Here is a 16744-nt window from a genome sequence, read left to right on the forward strand (position 1 = left end):
TGATGCCACTCGCTCAGCCGCGGTTGCTGTCCGCCCATTCGTCGCTGTTCCACATGACGGACATGGCTCCGACGGGTTCGAACCGGATGCCCGGGTTGTCGCTCTGCCCTCACCAGGCTCCACGCCCTGCCGAGTGCGCCTTCTCCGAACTCGGGCGCTGGCAGGTGCTCGGCTAGCTGCGAGTCAGCCCGAACCGCATTACCGCCGCGCTCACGCCCTCCTCGTGATCACATAAAAGCGATCTTCACTTGAAAGACGGTTTGTCGGAAACGCTCAGTACAAGCGCCGCGGTGACGATTTGCGGTGGCTTCGTCGACATCAGCTGCTGCTGGTCGAGCAGTGCGAGACGCCTCCGAAGCCGTACATCGAGCTCGACAGCCTTGCGGTGGAGGCTCTCGGAGGATTCCTTGGGCTTCTCGCCCCTCCGTTCCTTCTCGGAGGCCGCCGCACCATCGAGGAGCAGCCGCTCGCTCTCCGAGGTCAGGCGCTTGGTCACCAGTTCCCGGGTCTTGATCAGCTCTGCCAGGCGACGGGGCTGGACCTCGGCCAGGTATTCGGGAAGCTGGTTGGCGATGATCCAGCTGGTTGCCTTGTCTTCGGCGTCTGCGAGCCAGGGAAGTCCGCATGCGATGTCGGTCGCCGCGCCGTTGGGCGCCGCGGCGCAGTCGAGGTAGGGCGCGGGGCCGGCGGGGTGCACGGTGCCGTGGCTGTCGACGTAGGCGTAGGCGAAACGTCGGGCCACCGACTCACCCGTGGCGTCCGCGACCTCTTCGACGACCCCGACCAGGAGATGCGGTTCTTCGAGGGTGGCCGATACGAGGACGGTGCCCTGGTTCAGGGCACCCCCGAAGTTCCGGATGGTTTCGTCCATGACGGCGTCGTGCAGCGGGTGGCCGGGGGCGAGCAGGTCGGCGCCGGCACGGTCGTCAGGCTGGACGCGGTTGAGGTCGAAGGTGACGCGGTCGTACTTGGTGGCAATCGGTCCCTTGCCTGCCGAGCGGATGTGCTGGGGCACGTTGGCTATCTCGTAGTGACCCTGTTCGTGCTTGACGATCCGGCCGCCGAGCCGGGTGAAGGCGTCCTTGAAGGTCGATTCGATGTAGTGCGGCTGAAGACGTCGAGAGCGGGCTTCGTCCATCGTGGCGCGCAGAGCACGAAGATCGGCGTCCGAGAGGTGCTCCGAAGTGAGCGCACGCTCGTCCAGAAGGCTCTTGAGGCCGTCTCCGACGGTAGTGTCGATAACTTCGTGCATCCTTTCCTGCACATGTGGCTGCTCACCGTACTGGATGGCATCGAGCAGCAAGTCTCGCAGCGGGGTCTCGGCGAACGCCTCTCCCAGAACATCGAAGACCTTCCCTCCGTACGTCTCGCGCATCTGGTCGAGCTTCTCCAGCAGGCGCGTAAATACCTCGCCCTCACGGGTGTTGGAGGCGACGAGGTTCCAGAGCCGGCAGACCTCCTCCTGCCCGATGCGGTGGATGCGACCGAAGCGCTGCTCGATGCGGTTGGGGTTCCAGGGCAGGTCGTAGTTGACCATCAAGTGTGCAGCCTGCAGGTTGAGTCCCTCGCCGGCGGCGTCGGTGGCCAGCAGGATCTGAACCTCGCGGTTCTTGGTGAACTCCTCGGTGATCTGCCGCCGTTCGTCCCGGCGTACGCCGCCGTGTATAGCCTTGACGGCATCGGGCTTGCTCAGGAGCGACCCGATCTTGCCCTGCAGATAGTGCAAAGTGTCGCGGTGCTCAGTGAAGATGATGAGTTTCCGAGGCCGGCCGTTGGCGTCTGTCACCTGCGCGTAGTCCCGGAGGAGGGCGGACAGCTCGGTCCACTTGCGGTCCGTACCTGCCTCTCGGACCCGCTGCGCCGTCTTCACCAACGCCCTCAGCTCGATGAGCTCGACGTTGAGCTCCTCGACCGTCTGCGCTGCCGTCGCGGCATCGAGCAGTTCCTCCTCGGTCTCCTCGATCTCTTCGGCATTGAAGTCGCCGTTGTCGAAGTCGGCGAGGTCGATGGTGGGCATGCTCTCGCGCCAGGTGCCGTTGAGGATCTCCTGCTTCTTGCGCTCCAGGCGCTCGGTACGCCGCACGAGGCTCTTGTAGATCGCCTCGGGGCTGGAGGCCAGGCGTCGCTGCAGAACGGTAAGCGCAAAACCGACAGTGTTCTTGCGTTTACCGCCGACGCGGTCGGCGTGGTTCATCCCCTCGCGCACATAGTGGGTGACGTCCTCGTAAAGGTCGTACTCGAGTGCCGTGAGCTCGTATGGGACGGTCTCCGCGATGCGCTCGGGGAAGAGCTTCCTGCCCTCGAAGGTGAGCAGGTCTTCCTTGATCATGCGCCGCATGATCCCGCTGACGTCGGCGCTCCTCTTCTGCCTGCCCTCGAACCGGTCACGGTCCAGCAGGGTGAGGAAGAGCTGGAAGTCCTCCTCCTTTCCCGAGTGCGGGGTCGCTGTCATCAGGAGCAGGTGGCGAGTGATCTCGCCGAGCATCTCGCCGAGCTGGAACCGTTTGGTCTTCTCCACCTTGCCGCCGAAGTAGTGGGCACCCATGCGGTGCGCCTCGTCAACGACGATCAGGTCCCACTCCGTCTCCTGAAGATGCGCCTTCAAGTGCTCGTTACGAGAGAGCTGGTCCATGCGAGCGATCAGAAGCGGGGTGGTCTCGAAGACGTTGAGATGGAGCTGGGAGTCGATGAGCTGGTTGGTGAGCAGGTCGAAGCGGAGGCCGAACTTGAAGAAGAGCTCGTCCTGCCACTGATCGACCAGGCCTCCCGGAGCCACGATGAGGCACCGCTTGACGTCATCGCGCAGCAGGAGCTCCTTGATGTAGAGCCCAGCCATGATTGTCTTTCCTGCGCCCGGATCGTCGGCGAGCAGGAAGCGCAGCGGTGTACGGGGCATGAGCTCGCCGTACACGGCGCGGATCTGGTGAGGGAGCGGCTGAACGTCACTGGTCGCCACGGCGACCATCGGGTCGAAGAGGCCGGCCAGTGAGATCCGCTGAGCCTCGGCGACCAGCTTGAAGTCACTTGCGTTCGCGTCGAAGGCGCGGCTGCCGCTGCGGGCGACGCTCAGCTTGTCCTCGTCTTTTCGGAAGACGACCCGCTGGTCGAGGCCACCCGCGGCGGTCTTGTAGGTCAGCTCGAGTGCGTTCGCACCGTGCCACTGAGCGGCGATGACCGTGACGACCTCCGTCGGCATGAGTCCGTCGATCCGCAGCCCCGGCTTGAGCTCCTCGAGTAGCACGTAGACAACCTCCTGCTTGGCGGCCTGCGAACGCTACTCGGACGTTCCGGCGATTTCCTGATCCCGTCGACTTCGTCAACCGGGGTCGCTAATCTTCCCAGAGGCCATGCGAGTCGGCGGGGGCAATGGAGCGAGAAGCACGTCAGCACCTGCGTGGTGTGGTGGAGGAGATCAGCGGGTGGCGCAAGCTCGCGGTGGGGATCGTCGAGCAACGTGAGACCGTCGAGGCAGCGGCGGAAGACGCCGCCAGGCAGTTCCGCGGCCGCGTGGCCTCACTCGGGACCGGAACGACCACCACCGCATGGCGCGTACTTCAGGTCTCGCCGTCCGATGTCGACCTGGTGACCTCCCTGGCCTGCCGTCAGGCTCTTCCGGCGCTCACAACGAATGCCCAGCAGGGCATCCAGCAGTTGACCAACGACGTCGGCCGGGCGTTGACGGCCGTCCGGGCGCTGTTCGGGGCCCGCCGAATATTGTCGGGCAAAAGCCGCAAGGATGAAGCAGAGCAGGCTGCGACATACCTGATATCCCTCCGCGAGCGGGCTACAAGCACCCCACTCGTAACCGAGTTGGTAAGCCTTGGAGCATGGGACAGGAAGGCTGTCCCCGCAATCAGGCTCTCGGCCATCCTCGATGACACGGTCGGCTTCGCCCAGCTCCTCGGCGGCCGAGCCGAACTCGTCGGGCGGCATGAACTGGATGTCGCCAAGACCGCTATCAGCGCGATCGATCAGGCCCTGCAGCGCGAGGACCAGTTCAGAACGGCAGTCACTGCCGCCGGCAATGCCGTCCGACAGGCCGAGGCTCGCAAGCTGGTCGCCGAAATGCCCGTCGAGCGGCTCAAGGACGCAACCAGCGGCCAACTGCGCATCACGGCTCTGACCGATGCCGGGATCAGGAACGTGCAGCAGGTTCTCGACCAGAAATCACGGATTCGATCGCTCCCCGGAGTCGGTGAGACGACGGGCAAGCGGATGGTCGGCGCCGCACGGACCATCTGGCAGACCACGCTGGACGAGATGCCGGTCCGAATCGACATCAGGAACCGATCCCGCGACACCACGAAGCTCCTCACGGCGATGCGGGCTTGGGACGCGGCACGCTCGATCCGCAGCGCGACAGCCGACCTCACTGCCGCCGACGCGGTTCGGCCGCTCCTCCAAAGCCTTGATTCCGAGACCTCCCACGTGGTTCTCGTCCCCCAGGCTCGAACCGTCGCCGAGTTGCGTACCGCACTGGCGGCCGTCGAGCGCCGCGGGGCGAAGCTCAACGGCGGGGACGACGCCGCAGGCGGTGATCCTTGGGAGGATTTCAGCGCGCGCCCGGCCGACTACTACGCGATGCTCGCGGAGCTGGGATTCCTGGCTGACGACGCCGAAAAGAGTCACGGCAATCTACCGACCGAAATCGTCGAGGCGGTCAGGGAACTCAAGCTCGACACCAGCCACCTGAAGGCGTCCCTTCGTGGATACCAGTCGTTCGGTGCCCGCTTCGCAATCGTGCAACGGAAGGTCATCATCGGCGATGAGATGGGTCTGGGAAAGACGGTCGAGTCACTCGCCGTACTCGCCCACTTGCGCGCCAAAGGCTCCTCCCAGTTCCTGGTCGTGTGCCCAGCCGCTGTCGTGACCAACTGGGTGCGCGAAGTCCAGGCCAAGTCCGATCTGCGCGCGTATCGCCTGCACGGGCCCGGTCGCGACGACGCGCTGAAGTCCTGGATCCGCAACGGTGGAGTCGCGGTCACCACCTACGACATCCTCGGTTGGCTGGAAGGCCGGATCCCCGAACGCGCCGAACTTGCGTGCCTGGTGTTCGACGAAGCGCACTACATCAAGAATCCGGACGCCCAGCGAACCCGGCGATCCACGGCCCTGATCAAGAGCTCGGAGCGAGCGATCCTACTGACCGGCACCCCGCTGGAGAACCGGATCGAGGAATTCCGCAATCTCGTCGGCTACCTCCGGCCAGACCTGTCGATCAGTGCCTCGGAAATCGCTCCTCGCCAGTTCCGGAAGCAGGTGGCACCGGCCTACCTGCGGCGCAATCAGGAAGACGTCCTCACCGAGCTCCCGGAGCGGTTCGAAGTCGACGAGTGGATGCCGATGTCCAGCGCCGACGAGCAGCACTACCGAGCGGCTGTCATCGAAGGCAACTTCATGGCCATGCGCCAGGCCGCGCTACGCGCCGGCGCGAAGTCCGAGAAGATGCAGCGCCTCATCGACATCGTCCAGGAGGCAGAGGACAACGAGCGCAAGGTGCTGGTCTTCTCGTACTTCCGTGACGTCCTCGATGCAGTGGCGTCGGTCCTTCCGGGGAAGGTGTTCGGGCCCCTTACCGGCTCTGTTCCCGCCGCGAAGCGACAGAGCATGGTTGATGAATTCTCCCAAGCCCGCCACGGGGCAGTCCTCGTCGCACAGATCGTGGCAGGCGGCGTCGGTCTAAACATTCAGTCAGCATCGGTCGTCGTTATCTGCGAGCCCCAGCTCAAGCCGACGACCGAATGGCAAGCCATCGGCCGCTCCCACAGGATGGGGCAGCTGGAGTCGGTACAAGTGCACCGCCTGCTCTCTGAGGAAGGCGTCGACCAGCGCATCATTGAGATCCTGGCACGCAAGAACCAACTCTTCGCGGAGTTTGCCCGCGTCTCCGAAACCGCCGACAGCGCCCCGGAAGCGTTCGACATCACGGATGCTGAGCTGGCACGGGAGATCGTGGCGGCCGAGCGCGAGCGCCTACTCGCGGGCGGCTGAAGCACGCGAGGCACGGATTCTGATCAAGAATGATCAGATGTAGTCACGCTATACGAGTCGCGGCCCGGGGCGACGATCGTGTCGATCGCCACGGACCCGAACGCGGAGACGGTCCGGACGTGGATTCGGACAGCCAGCAAGGCCACGCCGAGGGCGGTGACCCCGGCTCCTGCTGCGGCGAAGCCGACGCTGGAGGCGGAGATTGAGGCCCTGCGCCGCAAGATCCGCGAGCTCGAGGAGGAGCTCGACACCCTGCACCCGACGGCCAGGTATTTGGAACGCGCGATTGTCGGGCTGGCACAACAGCCGTTCCCGCGAGTGCCTCCAGTCGCGCGGCCGAGCAGGAGCCGATCTGCACAGTGGCTGCACGCTCGGCCACCAAGTGGCCACCACATCATTCCGAACAGGCCGAGGCGGATCGACAGTGAGCAACAAAAGGCCAGTTCACAGCCTTACAAGGCAGAATCCATACCGCCCGTCAACCCGGACCTACGCATTACGATGCATAGACCATGAATATCCGATTAGCCCGAATTCCAAGGTCAACGAAACAAAGAAACCCCAGGTCAGAGGCCCGACCTGGGGTTCACCACAGAGCCGCCTTCGGGATTCGAACCCGAGACCTACGCATTACGAGTTGTCCGATCTTGGTCCGGGGGTGTCCATGGGCATCCAAGAAACGGCTGTAATGCCTGCTCAGCAGAGTTTTCGGACGTCAGTGGACCGCGGCGGACGGGACCGGAATCACTGCTAATTGAGACCGTAATTGAGACCCACCACCCCTACCGCGCCCCCGGTTGTGAAGCTAACCATGAGCCCGACGGATCAGGCCCATGAACCTCGATGCACCCCCTAGAGCCCCTCTGCCATCTCAGTCATCCTTGGCCATGAATCAGAGCCTCTGTAGCCAGAACCCGAGCTAGAGCGACATCGGGCTGAAGATTGTTAGCCTCCACACTTCGAGGCAGAAGAACTGGAATCGACGCATACTTTGGATCATCTTTCGCGTGCACGATTCTATTCCTCAGCGCGTAAATCCGTTTCGCAACCTGAACCGAAAGCGGCTCACTTTTAGGATGCAAAGAGATTTCAGGAATTCCGGCAATCGGTCCTTTGTTTGCAAAATGCTTCACATCTACATCATCGAAAAACTCTTTCAACTTCTCCTCTCGAACGAAGTCCCGCACAAGAACCTTGAGCTGCTCTTCTTCACTAGCCTGCTTAAGGCGCTCAATCGAATTGAGCAAGGTCAGGACAGATGAATCCTCCCCCTCATCAAAGTACGGATCCTTCAACGCTATCCGTAGAGCCTTAACTGCGTCTCGCTTGTGCGCCATGGGGAGGAAGTACTCTAGGACCTGGTAGTACGACAGAAAAATGAAAGGGGGGTTATCAGATGCCTCGGCCGCAAAGGAGAAGAGTGCCGCAACTTCCCTCGGGGTCTTGAGCCGCGGGAATCGAATCTTTGGCGAGTTCGATCCAGGAGACGCCTCAAACGAAACGCGCAACCGCTCGCGGGGCTCCAGAACGAAGTGGATTCCGTTCCTGATGTCAAGCTCAAAGATCGACCGAGCTGCAATATCGGTAGCCTGGCGTGACACGGATTCGCCATCCAGTGAAGGTTCGACGAAAACCTTCAGCGTGTACATCCTCAAGGAGTTCTCTGGATACGCCGTCACAAAAGGCCAAGGGTCAGTCAGAAACGTTGCGGTTGCGGTAGCTCGCGAAAGCTCCACGCACGCCCTTTCCTTGGGTGAATGCACATGAAATCCGATCCTGCTCGATTCTGCCTCACGACCGTTGGGGCGAGTCGGCTCCGAAGGAATGAATGCGTGACTACACTCTGCGTCATCCGAAACCCATTTAAGTCTCTCGATATACCTCCGGAGAGGCATCGACCTGCTAGGTCGAACCGTGAACTCCGCATATCCTCTACCCGGCAAGAGAAATCCAGCGTATTCGGAATGCTCGACCGCGCCATTAACTAGATCGTCCGCGACAATCGACAGACTAGCAACAGGAACGAAACGGAATCTTTCCCCTCTCTTACCTGGTTTGGAATCAACGAACATGGCCATGCCGTCTTTGACGCTCGAAAGCTTACGACTGTCACCTTCAATTACTTGCACGGCATTCTTCTGGAATTCTTCAAAGGATTCCATGGCCGCGTCACGCGTACCCGTGTCCCCCGCCCCCGTGACTGACTCCCGTGAACCCATGAGTGGCTCCCTCCGTGCCAACAGCCTCAGAGCTATGCCGAGAACCCTAGCGGCCCCAGCACCAGCCAATGGGGGACTTGCAGACCATGGGAACCTAGATGTGGCAGGGTGAGTTGACTGGGAGGGAGACCGAGTGGCGCAGCAGGCCAACCCTCGGGGAACTTTTCTAAAGATCGCCGACTCGTTGAAGAAGCAGATCGCAGCCGATCCAGCCATGGCGGAGCTTCCATCCCTGGCCGAGGTCATGCGCGATTACAAGGTCTCGCGTGGGGTCGCCCTTCGCGCGTTCGGCGTGCTGCGGCAGGAAGGCGTGGCCGAACCGGCGCAGGGCGGACGGTGGCGAGTCGTACTGACTGGCGCCCGCGTGGATCGGCGCCCGCTGGAACAGCGGATCGCGGACATCATCACGGCTGAGGGGTTGGAAGTAGGGGAAGCGTTCCCGAGTGCCTCCGTGCTGGCTGGGCGATTTGGGGTCTCGCGCCCCACTGTGACCAAGGCTCTGGACAAGCTAGAGTCCGCCGGCGTGCTGGCGAGCGGGGGGCAGGGCAAGGTGCGGACAGTCCGTGCCGTGCCGATTCGAGAGGAGCGTTCGTAAGTTGTCGGAGTTGACGGAGTGGGCTTACCCCCTGGCTGAGTCGTTGTTGGCTGAGCCGCTGCCGCGCCGGTGGCGACACTCGCAGGGCGTTGCCGAACGGGCCCGCACGATCGCGCCCATCCTCGGGGAAGACGCCGCGTTGCTCGAAGCCGCGGCCGTCCTGCATGACATCGGGTACTCCCCCGACCTTGCCAAGACCGGCTTTCATCCCCTTGACGGCGCCCGCTACCTCCGAGACGTCGCCAAGGCTGACGAGCGAGTCATCAACCTCGTTGCGCACCACTCGTGTTCGTGGATGGAAGCAGAGGCGCGAGGCTTGCGTGAGGAGCTGGAGGGCGAGTTTCCCCGCGAGCACGCGCACCTCAATGACGCGCTGTGCTTCTGCGACATGAACACCACACCGGACGGCACGCCCACGAACCCGATCGACCGGGTGAACGAGATCACCGGACGATACGGGCCCGACAGCCTGATCGGAACGTTCATCCGGCGAGCCGAACCGGAGATCCTCGCCAGTACTTCGCGAGTGCTCGAACGGGTGGCCGCCGTCAAGCGTCAGCCGATGTAGGGAGCGCTTCGCGTCCGATCCATGGCGTGCTCGATGCGGAGCCGCATCGTGGGGTGGATGTCGAGTTGAGACAGGTCCGCCGGGGTGACCCAGCGGACCTCTGTCGTCTCGTTGCTCGTACGCACCTCACCACCGACCGGCCGAGCCCGGAAACAGATGCTGAACTGCTGCCGGACCTCCCCATCGTCGTACTTCATAACGTGCCCCGGGTCGGTGTAGATCCCGGACATGTCGAAAACTTCCGCCTTGATCCCGGTCTCTTCCCAGACCTCCCGGACGACGGTGTCACTGATCGACTCCCCCACGTCGTGGCCACCGCCGGGCAGTGCCCAACGGCCATTGTCGGACCGCCGGATCATCAGCACCTCCCCCGCGTCGTTCTGCACGAACGCGACGACAGACGGCACAACCGAGTTGGCCGGCGGCGCGTCGGGGTCGTGAAGGTAGTCGATCCGTCCCATGGTCATGCTCCTGCGTTGCTCGCAAAGTCCGCGTCGGTGATCTGGCGCGCGTTCTCCCAGGTGTGTTCGATGCTATTCGCGTACGTGTCGAACAACCCGCCGTCCGCCAAGCGTCGCAGGTGCAGCACGGGAGCCAGGTAGGCACCGATGCCGTAGACGTGGGGGTTGACGAGCATCTCGTCATCAGCCCGGTAGATCGAGTTGTAGAGAGTCGAGTCATGCAGCCGGAACCCGATGTCCGGGTGACTCCGCATGAGCGGACGGTAGAGCACCATGGCGTTGCGAATCTTGCCGTCCATGATCCGGTGGCCTTCGTCTACGCCACGCTGTTGGACGGCCGCGCTGCCAGGGTCCCCAAGCAGGATGCGCACCCGCACGCCTGCCGCCACCTTCGCCTTGAGTAGGTCGTGAAAGAGCGGGTCTTCCGACAGGAACAGACCGGAGTAGACGAGCACGTCAAGGCTGTGCTGTGCCCGACCGTAGATCTCACGCCACAGCCCCGGCGGCACCGTGTGCCGGTGGGGGTAGACGGTGCCAATCTCCGCCTTGGCCAAGTCCGTTGCACTGTCAACGGTGCGGGTGTCGTCCCACAGTGTCGTGACGTCGACCTTCAGCACTGCGGCCGTCGCGTACTGGTGACGTCGGTAAGGCACCTTGCCTTGCGTGATCCAACGTTCAACGGTCTTCGGATTGACCTCAAGTTCTTCGGCCAACCCCTGAATCGTCATGCCCCGAGCTAAGAGAGCCGAGCGCAAGCGTTCGTTGGACATCCGTACCCCCGTTGGGACTTCTAGGGAGCTCTTGACGGTAGCCAGAACTCCCGGAGCTGTCTACGCACGGGGTGAACAACTCCCCTGACCTGCGGCGATTCTGAGTGAGCGCCAGGAAGTCCCGGCGCGAAACCAAGAGGTTCCGTCGACAGACTTGACGGACCACTATGCGGTACCTGTAAAACAGGTACCGCTACACGCCAGACCCCGCCGGACTTGCTTACACGCGGTTCGAGCGGCAGGGGAGACGTGAAAAGTCCGCCGTCTTCACGGATCGATCGGTGTCATCGGCTAAGCCGCTGGTCTGACCCTCGGGTGTAGAGCCCAGGGACCGGATCACGGGGACCCCGGTGGTTGGGCTGCACCCGGCCCATGACACCCGTGAGGGAGGGAGTCCACTCAGCGAGTTTGCGACTGAGTGGCCGCGGTGACCACGCGCCGGCCAAGCGAAGGAGCGTAAGGCGCGCACGGAACCGCGGACGACAGTGACGGGCTTTCCCGTCACTCGTCATGCGGGCAGGGCGCCGACTGTCGCGTCGGTGGCCTGCCCGTTTGATGAGGAATCAGAGCGGCCCCCACGGGGTGCAACCCGGGGGACCGCAGACAGGCGCCTGGTTGGAGGCCACCTGTGGTGCTCAGTCTGACAGATCAAGAGCGTGCCGAGTTGGCGCGCAAGAACGCCGAAGCGAACAAGCGCAGCGAGGACAACGCCCGTGGCCGGGGCGGCCGTTGATGGCCGGCTCCGAGCACGAGAAGGCGAAGGACCCGCTACCGCAGCGCCCCCGCGGCCCGCACCCCTACCTGTGGTGACCGGGCCGCTGATCGATCCGCCCCCCTTCCCGCACACTGAGCAGATCAGGATGAAATGACGTACACCGAGACTTTCGAGACCATCCGCTACACCGCTGACGTCGTCGTGACCACGACCGACGGGTACGTCCTGTTGATCGAACGCGGCTGGGACCCCTTCAAGGGCCAGTGGGCTCTGCCCGGCGGTCACGTCGACTCCGGTGAGACGAGCCGCGCCGCCGCCGCCCGCGAACTCGCCGAAGAGGCCGGCGTACACGCGGCGCCGGAAGAGCTGGAGCAGATCGGCACGTTCGACCAGCCCGGCCGTGACCCGCGCGGCAGGTACGTCACCGTCGCCTACCACCTGACCGTCATCCCCGGAACGATCGTCGAGGCCGGTGATGACGCGACCAACGCCCAGTGGTGGCCCCTGAACGACCTGCCGCCACTGGCGTTCGACCACGCCGACATCCTCGCCGCAGCTGTGGAACCGACCCCCTGAGACACCGCAGCCAGCATCCCACCCGCCCCGGACCCGCCGCCCTGCGGCGGGGGCCGCGACGACGCCGGACCGGATCCGGCCCGGGGCACCAGCCGCACCTCACCGCGGCCCGCCGCACCACTCGCGTGCGGCATGCACAACGGCGCGCACCCCCGGAGTTGCCCCTCCGGGGGTGCTGTTCGGGCCGTTCACCCTACGAAGGAGAACCACGACCCATGGAGCACATCGGTGCTGATCAGGCGGGTGTTACCGCCGACGACCACGACCGCGAGCCCACGGCTGCGGAACTGCACGCGATCGAGTCGGAGATGCCCGCGATCGAGGCGGACGTCAAGCGGCTCGACGCGCTGATCAAGACCCTGAACGAGCACCCCGACGAACTCGCCGTGCGGCGGGTGCGCAGGGCGCAGCGCCGGATGCTGGCGACGCGGCGGGCGCTGGTGAACGGCGAGTTGAGCGGGGGTGCGGCATGACGACGGCCATCACGCAGAACGTGACGGCCGCGCACGCTGAGGTGAAGGCGGAGATAGCGCGGACGGACGCCAAGACGGGCCTGTTGCTGGCGTTCGTCGGTGCGGTACTCGCCGGCACGTGGACGGTGGCCCGTGACCTGCCGCTGAACGTGCCCGCGTACGTGGCGGGCGGGCTGGGGGTGACCGTTCTGGTTGGCGCCGCTGGTCTGCTGCTGCGGTCGGTGCGGCCCAACCTGAGCGGACGGCACGGCTTCCCGCTGTGGGCGACCCTCACCACCGACGAGATCACCGCCACCCTCAGCGGCGGGGATCTCGCCGCCGACGTGGCGGGGCTGTCCCGGCTCGCGGTGGTGAAGTTCACCGCCCTGCGCCGCGCGGTCGACCTGACCATGGCGGGCGGCGCGCTGCTGATCCTCGCCGCGCTGCTCACGGTGTGGGGCGGTGCCCGATGACCGGGCGGGCGCTGCGCGCGCAGATCAGTGTGCGGTGCTGCGGCACCACCGCCCCCGAACGGACGGCCGGACCGTGCTGGCAGCTGTTCGTCATGGTCCCCGGACGAGCCGGTGACTGGCCCGTCTTCACCTGGCCCACCTCGTTGCAGGCGCCCACGCTCGAAGAGCGGTCGGCCGCGCTCGCCGCGCTCGGCTACACACTCGCCGACGGTGCGGGGTGGGAGTGGTGCGAGGACACCACCCCGGAGTACCACCCGCACCCCGCGCGCGTGGCCTTGATGGCCGCGGCCCGGGTCCGTCCGGCGGACGGGGACTGCGGCGTGACCGGTGCCGCGCGTTGCCCGGCCGCGCACCCCGACGACCCGACCCCGTGCGACGGCCCGGCCGTCGTGACCGTGCTGGACTCCGGCAACGCCGGGGCGGAAGGCTGCGAGCACCACGGGGCCCGCATGCTGGCGTCGTTGGAGCGCGGCAGGGTCTACCCCCTGCCCGACGCGCCGGCGGGTGCCGCCATCCGGGTGTTCACCGCTGCGGACGGCATCCCGCCGTTCGTCTGGTACGAGGGCGCCCCGCGGACGCAGCCAAACCAGCGCAGCCACGCGGAGAACCGCCGCCGGGGGGTGACGTCATGACCACCACCGACACGACACAGACCGCTGAGCGTCCGGCGGTGCCGCCGCTGACCCGCCCGGAAATGGGGCTCGCCGGAGTCGGCGCGCTCGCCGCCGCCGGAGTCGGGGCGCTCGGTCTGATCTCCTCCTTCGACGCCGTGTCCGCCGCCGCCGCGCGGTGGGGGTTCAGCTCCCCGTGGATGCTGCCGGTCGGGATCGACACGGCCATTCCGGTGTTCACCGTGGCCAACCTGCTGTTGATCCGGATGGACATGGCGTTGGCGTGGGTGCGGTTCGTGCCCTGGGCGCTCACCCTGATCACCTGCGGCTTGAACGTGGCCGCGGGTGACGGGCTGTGGGCGAAGGTGGCGCACGGCACGATGCCGCTGCTGTGGGTGGTGTTTTCCGAGATCGGCGCGCACGTCTACGCCGTGCGGATCGGCGCCGCCACCGGCCGCAGGATGGAGAAGATCCGGTTCTCCCGCTGGCTGCTCGCCCCGCTGTCCACGTTCGCCCTGTGGCGCCGCATGACGCTCTGGGAGGTCACTTCCTACAGTCTGGCGCTCGGCTGCGAGCGGGAACGCCTGTTGGCCCGCGCGGACCTGCGTGAGGAGTACGGGCCGCTGTGGCGTTGGAAGACACCACGGCGCTCGCGGGTGATGCTGCGGATGGGCGAACTTACCCCCGCCGCCGACACCGCACCCGTCACCCCCAACCCGGAGCCGGAGCCGACGGAACCGAAGCGCGAGGCACCCAAACCGGCGCGCCCACGGGCGAGCACGGCCAAGGGCAAGAAGGCCGCGGCTCCGCAGCGCACGCCTGCCGAGTTGCTCGCCGAAGCGCGCACGGTCACGGCGGACTGGCCGGAGGCTCAGATCAACGGTGAGGCGCTGCGCAAGGTGCTGCACTGCGGTTCCGGCCCGGCCCGGCAGGTGCGTGACGCCCTGCTCGCCGAACGCGCGCAGACCCTCACCCCGCACATCGTCGACACCGGCGCCGCCGTATCCGGCACCGTGGCTGAGGCTGAGGGGGTGGCCGCGTGAACACCCTGGCCACGGTCCTGCTATCCGCGCTGCCGCTCGCCGCCGGGTGGGCCGGGCACGTGTGGTGGCTGCGCAGCTGCCTGAACACCGCCCGGCGCGACCCGCTCACCGGGCTGCGCACCCGCGACGGCTTCACCCGCCGCGCCACCACCCTGCTGAAGGACCCGCGCGCGGTCGTCGTCCTCGCCGACGTCGACCGCTTCAAGCACATCAACGACACCTACGGGCACGCCGCCGGGGACGCGCTGTTGAAGGCGACCGCCGACCGGCTCGCCCACCACGCCGGACCGCGCGGGGTGGCCGGACGGCTCGGGGGTGACGAGTTCGCCGCCGTCCTGCTCGACGACCACGGCATGGCCGGCGACATGCTCGCCGTGCTGCACAGCGTGCTCGCCCGCCCGGCCGACGGCCAGGACCCGGCCGCACGCACCACGGTCTCTCTCGGGTGGGTGCGCGCCGCGGACTTCCCCGCAGACGATCTGTCCGGTCTGCTGCGGCGAGCGGACGAGGCCATGTACGCGGCCAAGCAAGCCCGGTCGGGTACCCGTCGGGCGGGGCTGGGCAGGCTGTTCGCCACCCTGGCCGGACGGCGCGCCGGACGCTCCGGCACCCACGCAACCCCGTCGGCTCCGGTCGTGGGGGTGGCGGCGTGACGGGGCTGCGGATCGGCTCGGTGTGCACCGGCTACGGCGGTCTGGACATGGCCGTACAGCACGTGTTCGGCGGTGAACTGGCGTGGGTGGCGGACAACGACCCCGGCGCCTGCCGGATCCTCGCCCACCACCACCCGACCGTGCCCAACCTTCAGGACATCACCGCCGTGGACTGGCACGAGGTCGAACCGGTCGACGTGCTGACCGGTGGCTACCCGTGCCAGCCGTTCAGCACGGCGGGCAAGCGGAAGGGGATCAAGGATGAGCGGCACATCTGGCCGTACATCGCCCGCGCCCTTGGCGTTCTTCGACCCCGGTTCGGGTTCTTTGAGAACGTCGCAGGGCACCTTTCTCTCGGATTCGACACCGTGCTCGCTGACCTTGCCGCCCTCGGGTTCGATGCGGAGTGGGTGTGTGTCCGCGCGTCCGACGTCGGTGCCGCTCACCGCCGCAACCGGCTCTTCCTGCTCACCTGGCCTGCCGACGCCACGGGCGAGGGACGCCAAGGGGCGGGGATACCCGGACGGGCTTCCGGCCACGGTCTCTCTGCTGCCGACGCCCTCGACGTCGGAGGCGACCGGGACCGGGCACGCGGCGCGGGGCGGGATGAACCTGCGGCACGTTGTCTCCCTGCTGCCGACGCCGTTGGTCGGGGACGCCAAGGGCGCCCGTCAGTCGACGGCGCCGAACCCTCGCAGCGCCTCGTCGACGCTGACGGACCTGACGTTCAGCGGGGCACTGCTGCCGACCCCGCGCGCGTCGGCGAACGAGAACCGGCAGACGAAACGCTCGCCCTCGCAGGAAGCGGGCCGGCACGGCAAGAGCCTCGCCGCCGAAGTGGGCTCCCTGCTGCCGACGCCACGGGCGACGGACGGGAGCAAGGGCGGCCCGAACCAGCGCGGCAGCAAGGGAGACCTGACACTTCCCTCCGCGGCACACCGGATTGGGGCGCCTACACCCCCGCCATCGCACGGTGGGAAACGGTCATCGGCCACCCCGCCCCCGGACCAACTGACGCTCTGGGACGGCTGAACCCTCCCTTCGTGGAATGGCTCATGGCCCTACCCGCCGGGCACGTCACGGCCGTACCGGGACTGTCGCGCACCGCGCAGCTCAAAGCGCTCGGCAACGGGGTGGTCTGGCCGCAGGCCGCCGCCGCCCTGCGAATCCTGCTGCACCGGGCCGAACCGAGCGTGCGGGGGGTGGCGGCGTGAAGTCACAGCCCATCGTCGGCGCCGCCGTCTTCAACACCGTGATGGAGGCTGCTGGCCACCGCTGCCAGTGCGGCGGCGAGTGCGGCAACCCCCACAACCGGGACGGCGGACGCTGCCCGCGCGAGCACGACCACTACACCAGCAAGCACGGCCGACGGGTCCGCCTCATGGCCGCGCCGGCCGACCCGCTCGCCACCGACCTCACCGCCGCCCGCCTGCCCGCGAGCGACCTGCGGGCGTGGTGCCCCGACTGCCACACCGCCGCCGCCCGGCTCGCCCGCAAGCAACTGCCCGCAGCCTCTACGGATCAGTGCGGCCTCTTTTAGACACATGGCGTTCGGGGCCCGGTCACGACCGACCAAGACAGCGGCCGGGCCCCGTTCCCTCCTCCCGAGAGAAGGAC

The 16744-nt window shown here is 66.3% G+C and carries 15 protein-coding genes; 11 read left to right on the forward strand and 4 right to left on the reverse strand.

Features of this window, described 5'->3' with window-relative positions:
* Nucleotides 1-244 precede the first annotated feature (244 nt).
* Nucleotides 245-3196 (reverse strand): DEAD/DEAH box helicase, encoded by a 2952-nt coding sequence (locus OG852_RS21640; RefSeq protein WP_330348724.1) that lies wholly within the window; start codon nt 3194-3196, stop codon nt 245-247.
* Between the two features lie 203 nt (nt 3197-3399).
* Here OG852_RS21640 and OG852_RS21645 point away from each other — a divergent pair, with 203 nt between their 5' ends.
* A complete protein-coding gene (locus tag OG852_RS21645) occupies nt 3400-5991 on the forward strand; it encodes a DEAD/DEAH box helicase (protein WP_330348725.1) in 2592 nt (863 codons plus the stop codon).
* A gap of 875 nt (nt 5992-6866) precedes the next feature.
* On the opposite strand, the gene OG852_RS21650 is transcribed toward OG852_RS21645, so the two are convergent.
* The gene (locus tag OG852_RS21650) at nt 6867-8210 is read right to left on the reverse strand and encodes a hypothetical protein (protein WP_330348726.1); all 1344 of its coding nucleotides are present in this window, start codon (nt 8208-8210) and stop codon (nt 6867-6869) included.
* Between the two features lie 133 nt (nt 8211-8343).
* On the opposite strand from OG852_RS21650, the gene OG852_RS21655 reads away from it, so the two are divergent.
* A complete protein-coding gene (locus tag OG852_RS21655; protein ID WP_330348727.1) occupies nt 8344-8805 on the forward strand; it encodes a GntR family transcriptional regulator in 462 nt (153 codons plus the stop codon).
* A 1-nt stretch (nt 8806) separates the two neighbouring features.
* Nucleotides 8807-9373, forward strand: coding sequence for an HD domain-containing protein (locus tag OG852_RS21660; protein WP_330348728.1), 567 nt, complete (start codon nt 8807-8809; stop codon nt 9371-9373).
* On the opposite strand, the gene OG852_RS21665 is transcribed toward OG852_RS21660, so the two are convergent.
* Both OG852_RS21665 and OG852_RS21670 read right to left on the reverse strand, forming a co-directional pair.
* The gene (locus OG852_RS21665; protein ID WP_330348729.1) at nt 9361-9834 is read right to left on the reverse strand and encodes an NUDIX domain-containing protein; all 474 of its coding nucleotides are present in this window, start codon (nt 9832-9834) and stop codon (nt 9361-9363) included. The genes OG852_RS21660 and OG852_RS21665 overlap by 13 nt on opposite strands.
* Before the next feature lie 2 nt (nt 9835-9836).
* The gene (locus OG852_RS21670; protein WP_330348730.1) at nt 9837-10562 is read right to left on the reverse strand and encodes an XRE family transcriptional regulator; all 726 of its coding nucleotides are present in this window, start codon (nt 10560-10562) and stop codon (nt 9837-9839) included.
* Nucleotides 10563-11469: 907 nt separating this feature from the next.
* Here OG852_RS21670 and OG852_RS21675 point away from each other — a divergent pair.
* From OG852_RS21675 to OG852_RS21710, 8 genes are all read left to right on the forward strand, one after another.
* Nucleotides 11470-11895 carry an NUDIX hydrolase gene (locus OG852_RS21675; RefSeq protein WP_330348731.1) on the forward strand — a complete coding sequence of 142 codons (426 nt, stop codon included), beginning with the start codon at nt 11470-11472 and terminating at the stop codon, nt 11893-11895.
* 215 nt (nt 11896-12110) lie between these two features.
* Nucleotides 12111-12368: a DUF6284 family protein gene (locus tag OG852_RS21680; RefSeq protein ID WP_330348732.1), complete on the forward strand. Its 258-nt coding sequence runs from the start codon at nt 12111-12113 to the stop codon at nt 12366-12368.
* The gene (locus OG852_RS21685) at nt 12365-12820 is read left to right on the forward strand and encodes a Pycsar system effector family protein (RefSeq protein WP_330348733.1); all 456 of its coding nucleotides are present in this window, start codon (nt 12365-12367) and stop codon (nt 12818-12820) included. Before OG852_RS21680 ends, OG852_RS21685 begins: the two co-directional genes overlap by 4 nt.
* On the forward strand, nt 12817-13452 hold the full coding sequence (locus tag OG852_RS21690) for a DUF6303 family protein (RefSeq protein WP_330348734.1): 636 nt from the start codon (nt 12817-12819) through the stop codon (nt 13450-13452). Before OG852_RS21685 ends, OG852_RS21690 begins: the two co-directional genes overlap by 4 nt.
* Nucleotides 13449-14474 carry a DUF2637 domain-containing protein gene (locus tag OG852_RS21695; protein WP_330348735.1) on the forward strand — a complete coding sequence of 342 codons (1026 nt, stop codon included), beginning with the start codon at nt 13449-13451 and terminating at the stop codon, nt 14472-14474. The genes OG852_RS21690 and OG852_RS21695 overlap by 4 nt, the downstream gene beginning before the upstream one ends.
* Nucleotides 14471-15127: a GGDEF domain-containing protein gene (locus tag OG852_RS21700; RefSeq protein ID WP_330348736.1), complete on the forward strand. Its 657-nt coding sequence runs from the start codon at nt 14471-14473 to the stop codon at nt 15125-15127. Before OG852_RS21695 ends, OG852_RS21700 begins: the two co-directional genes overlap by 4 nt.
* Nucleotides 15124-16341, forward strand: coding sequence for a DNA cytosine methyltransferase (locus tag OG852_RS21705; RefSeq protein ID WP_330348737.1), 1218 nt, complete (start codon nt 15124-15126; stop codon nt 16339-16341). Before OG852_RS21700 ends, OG852_RS21705 begins: the two co-directional genes overlap by 4 nt.
* Nucleotides 16338-16667, forward strand: a complete 330-nt coding sequence (locus tag OG852_RS21710; protein WP_330348738.1) for a hypothetical protein — start codon at nt 16338-16340, stop codon at nt 16665-16667. The genes OG852_RS21705 and OG852_RS21710 overlap by 4 nt, the downstream gene beginning before the upstream one ends.
* The last annotated feature ends 77 nt before the right edge of the window (nt 16668-16744 follow it).

The sequence above is a fragment of the Streptomyces sp. NBC_00582 genome (assembly GCF_036345155.1).
GTDB lineage: Bacteria > Actinomycetota > Actinomycetes > Streptomycetales > Streptomycetaceae > Streptomyces.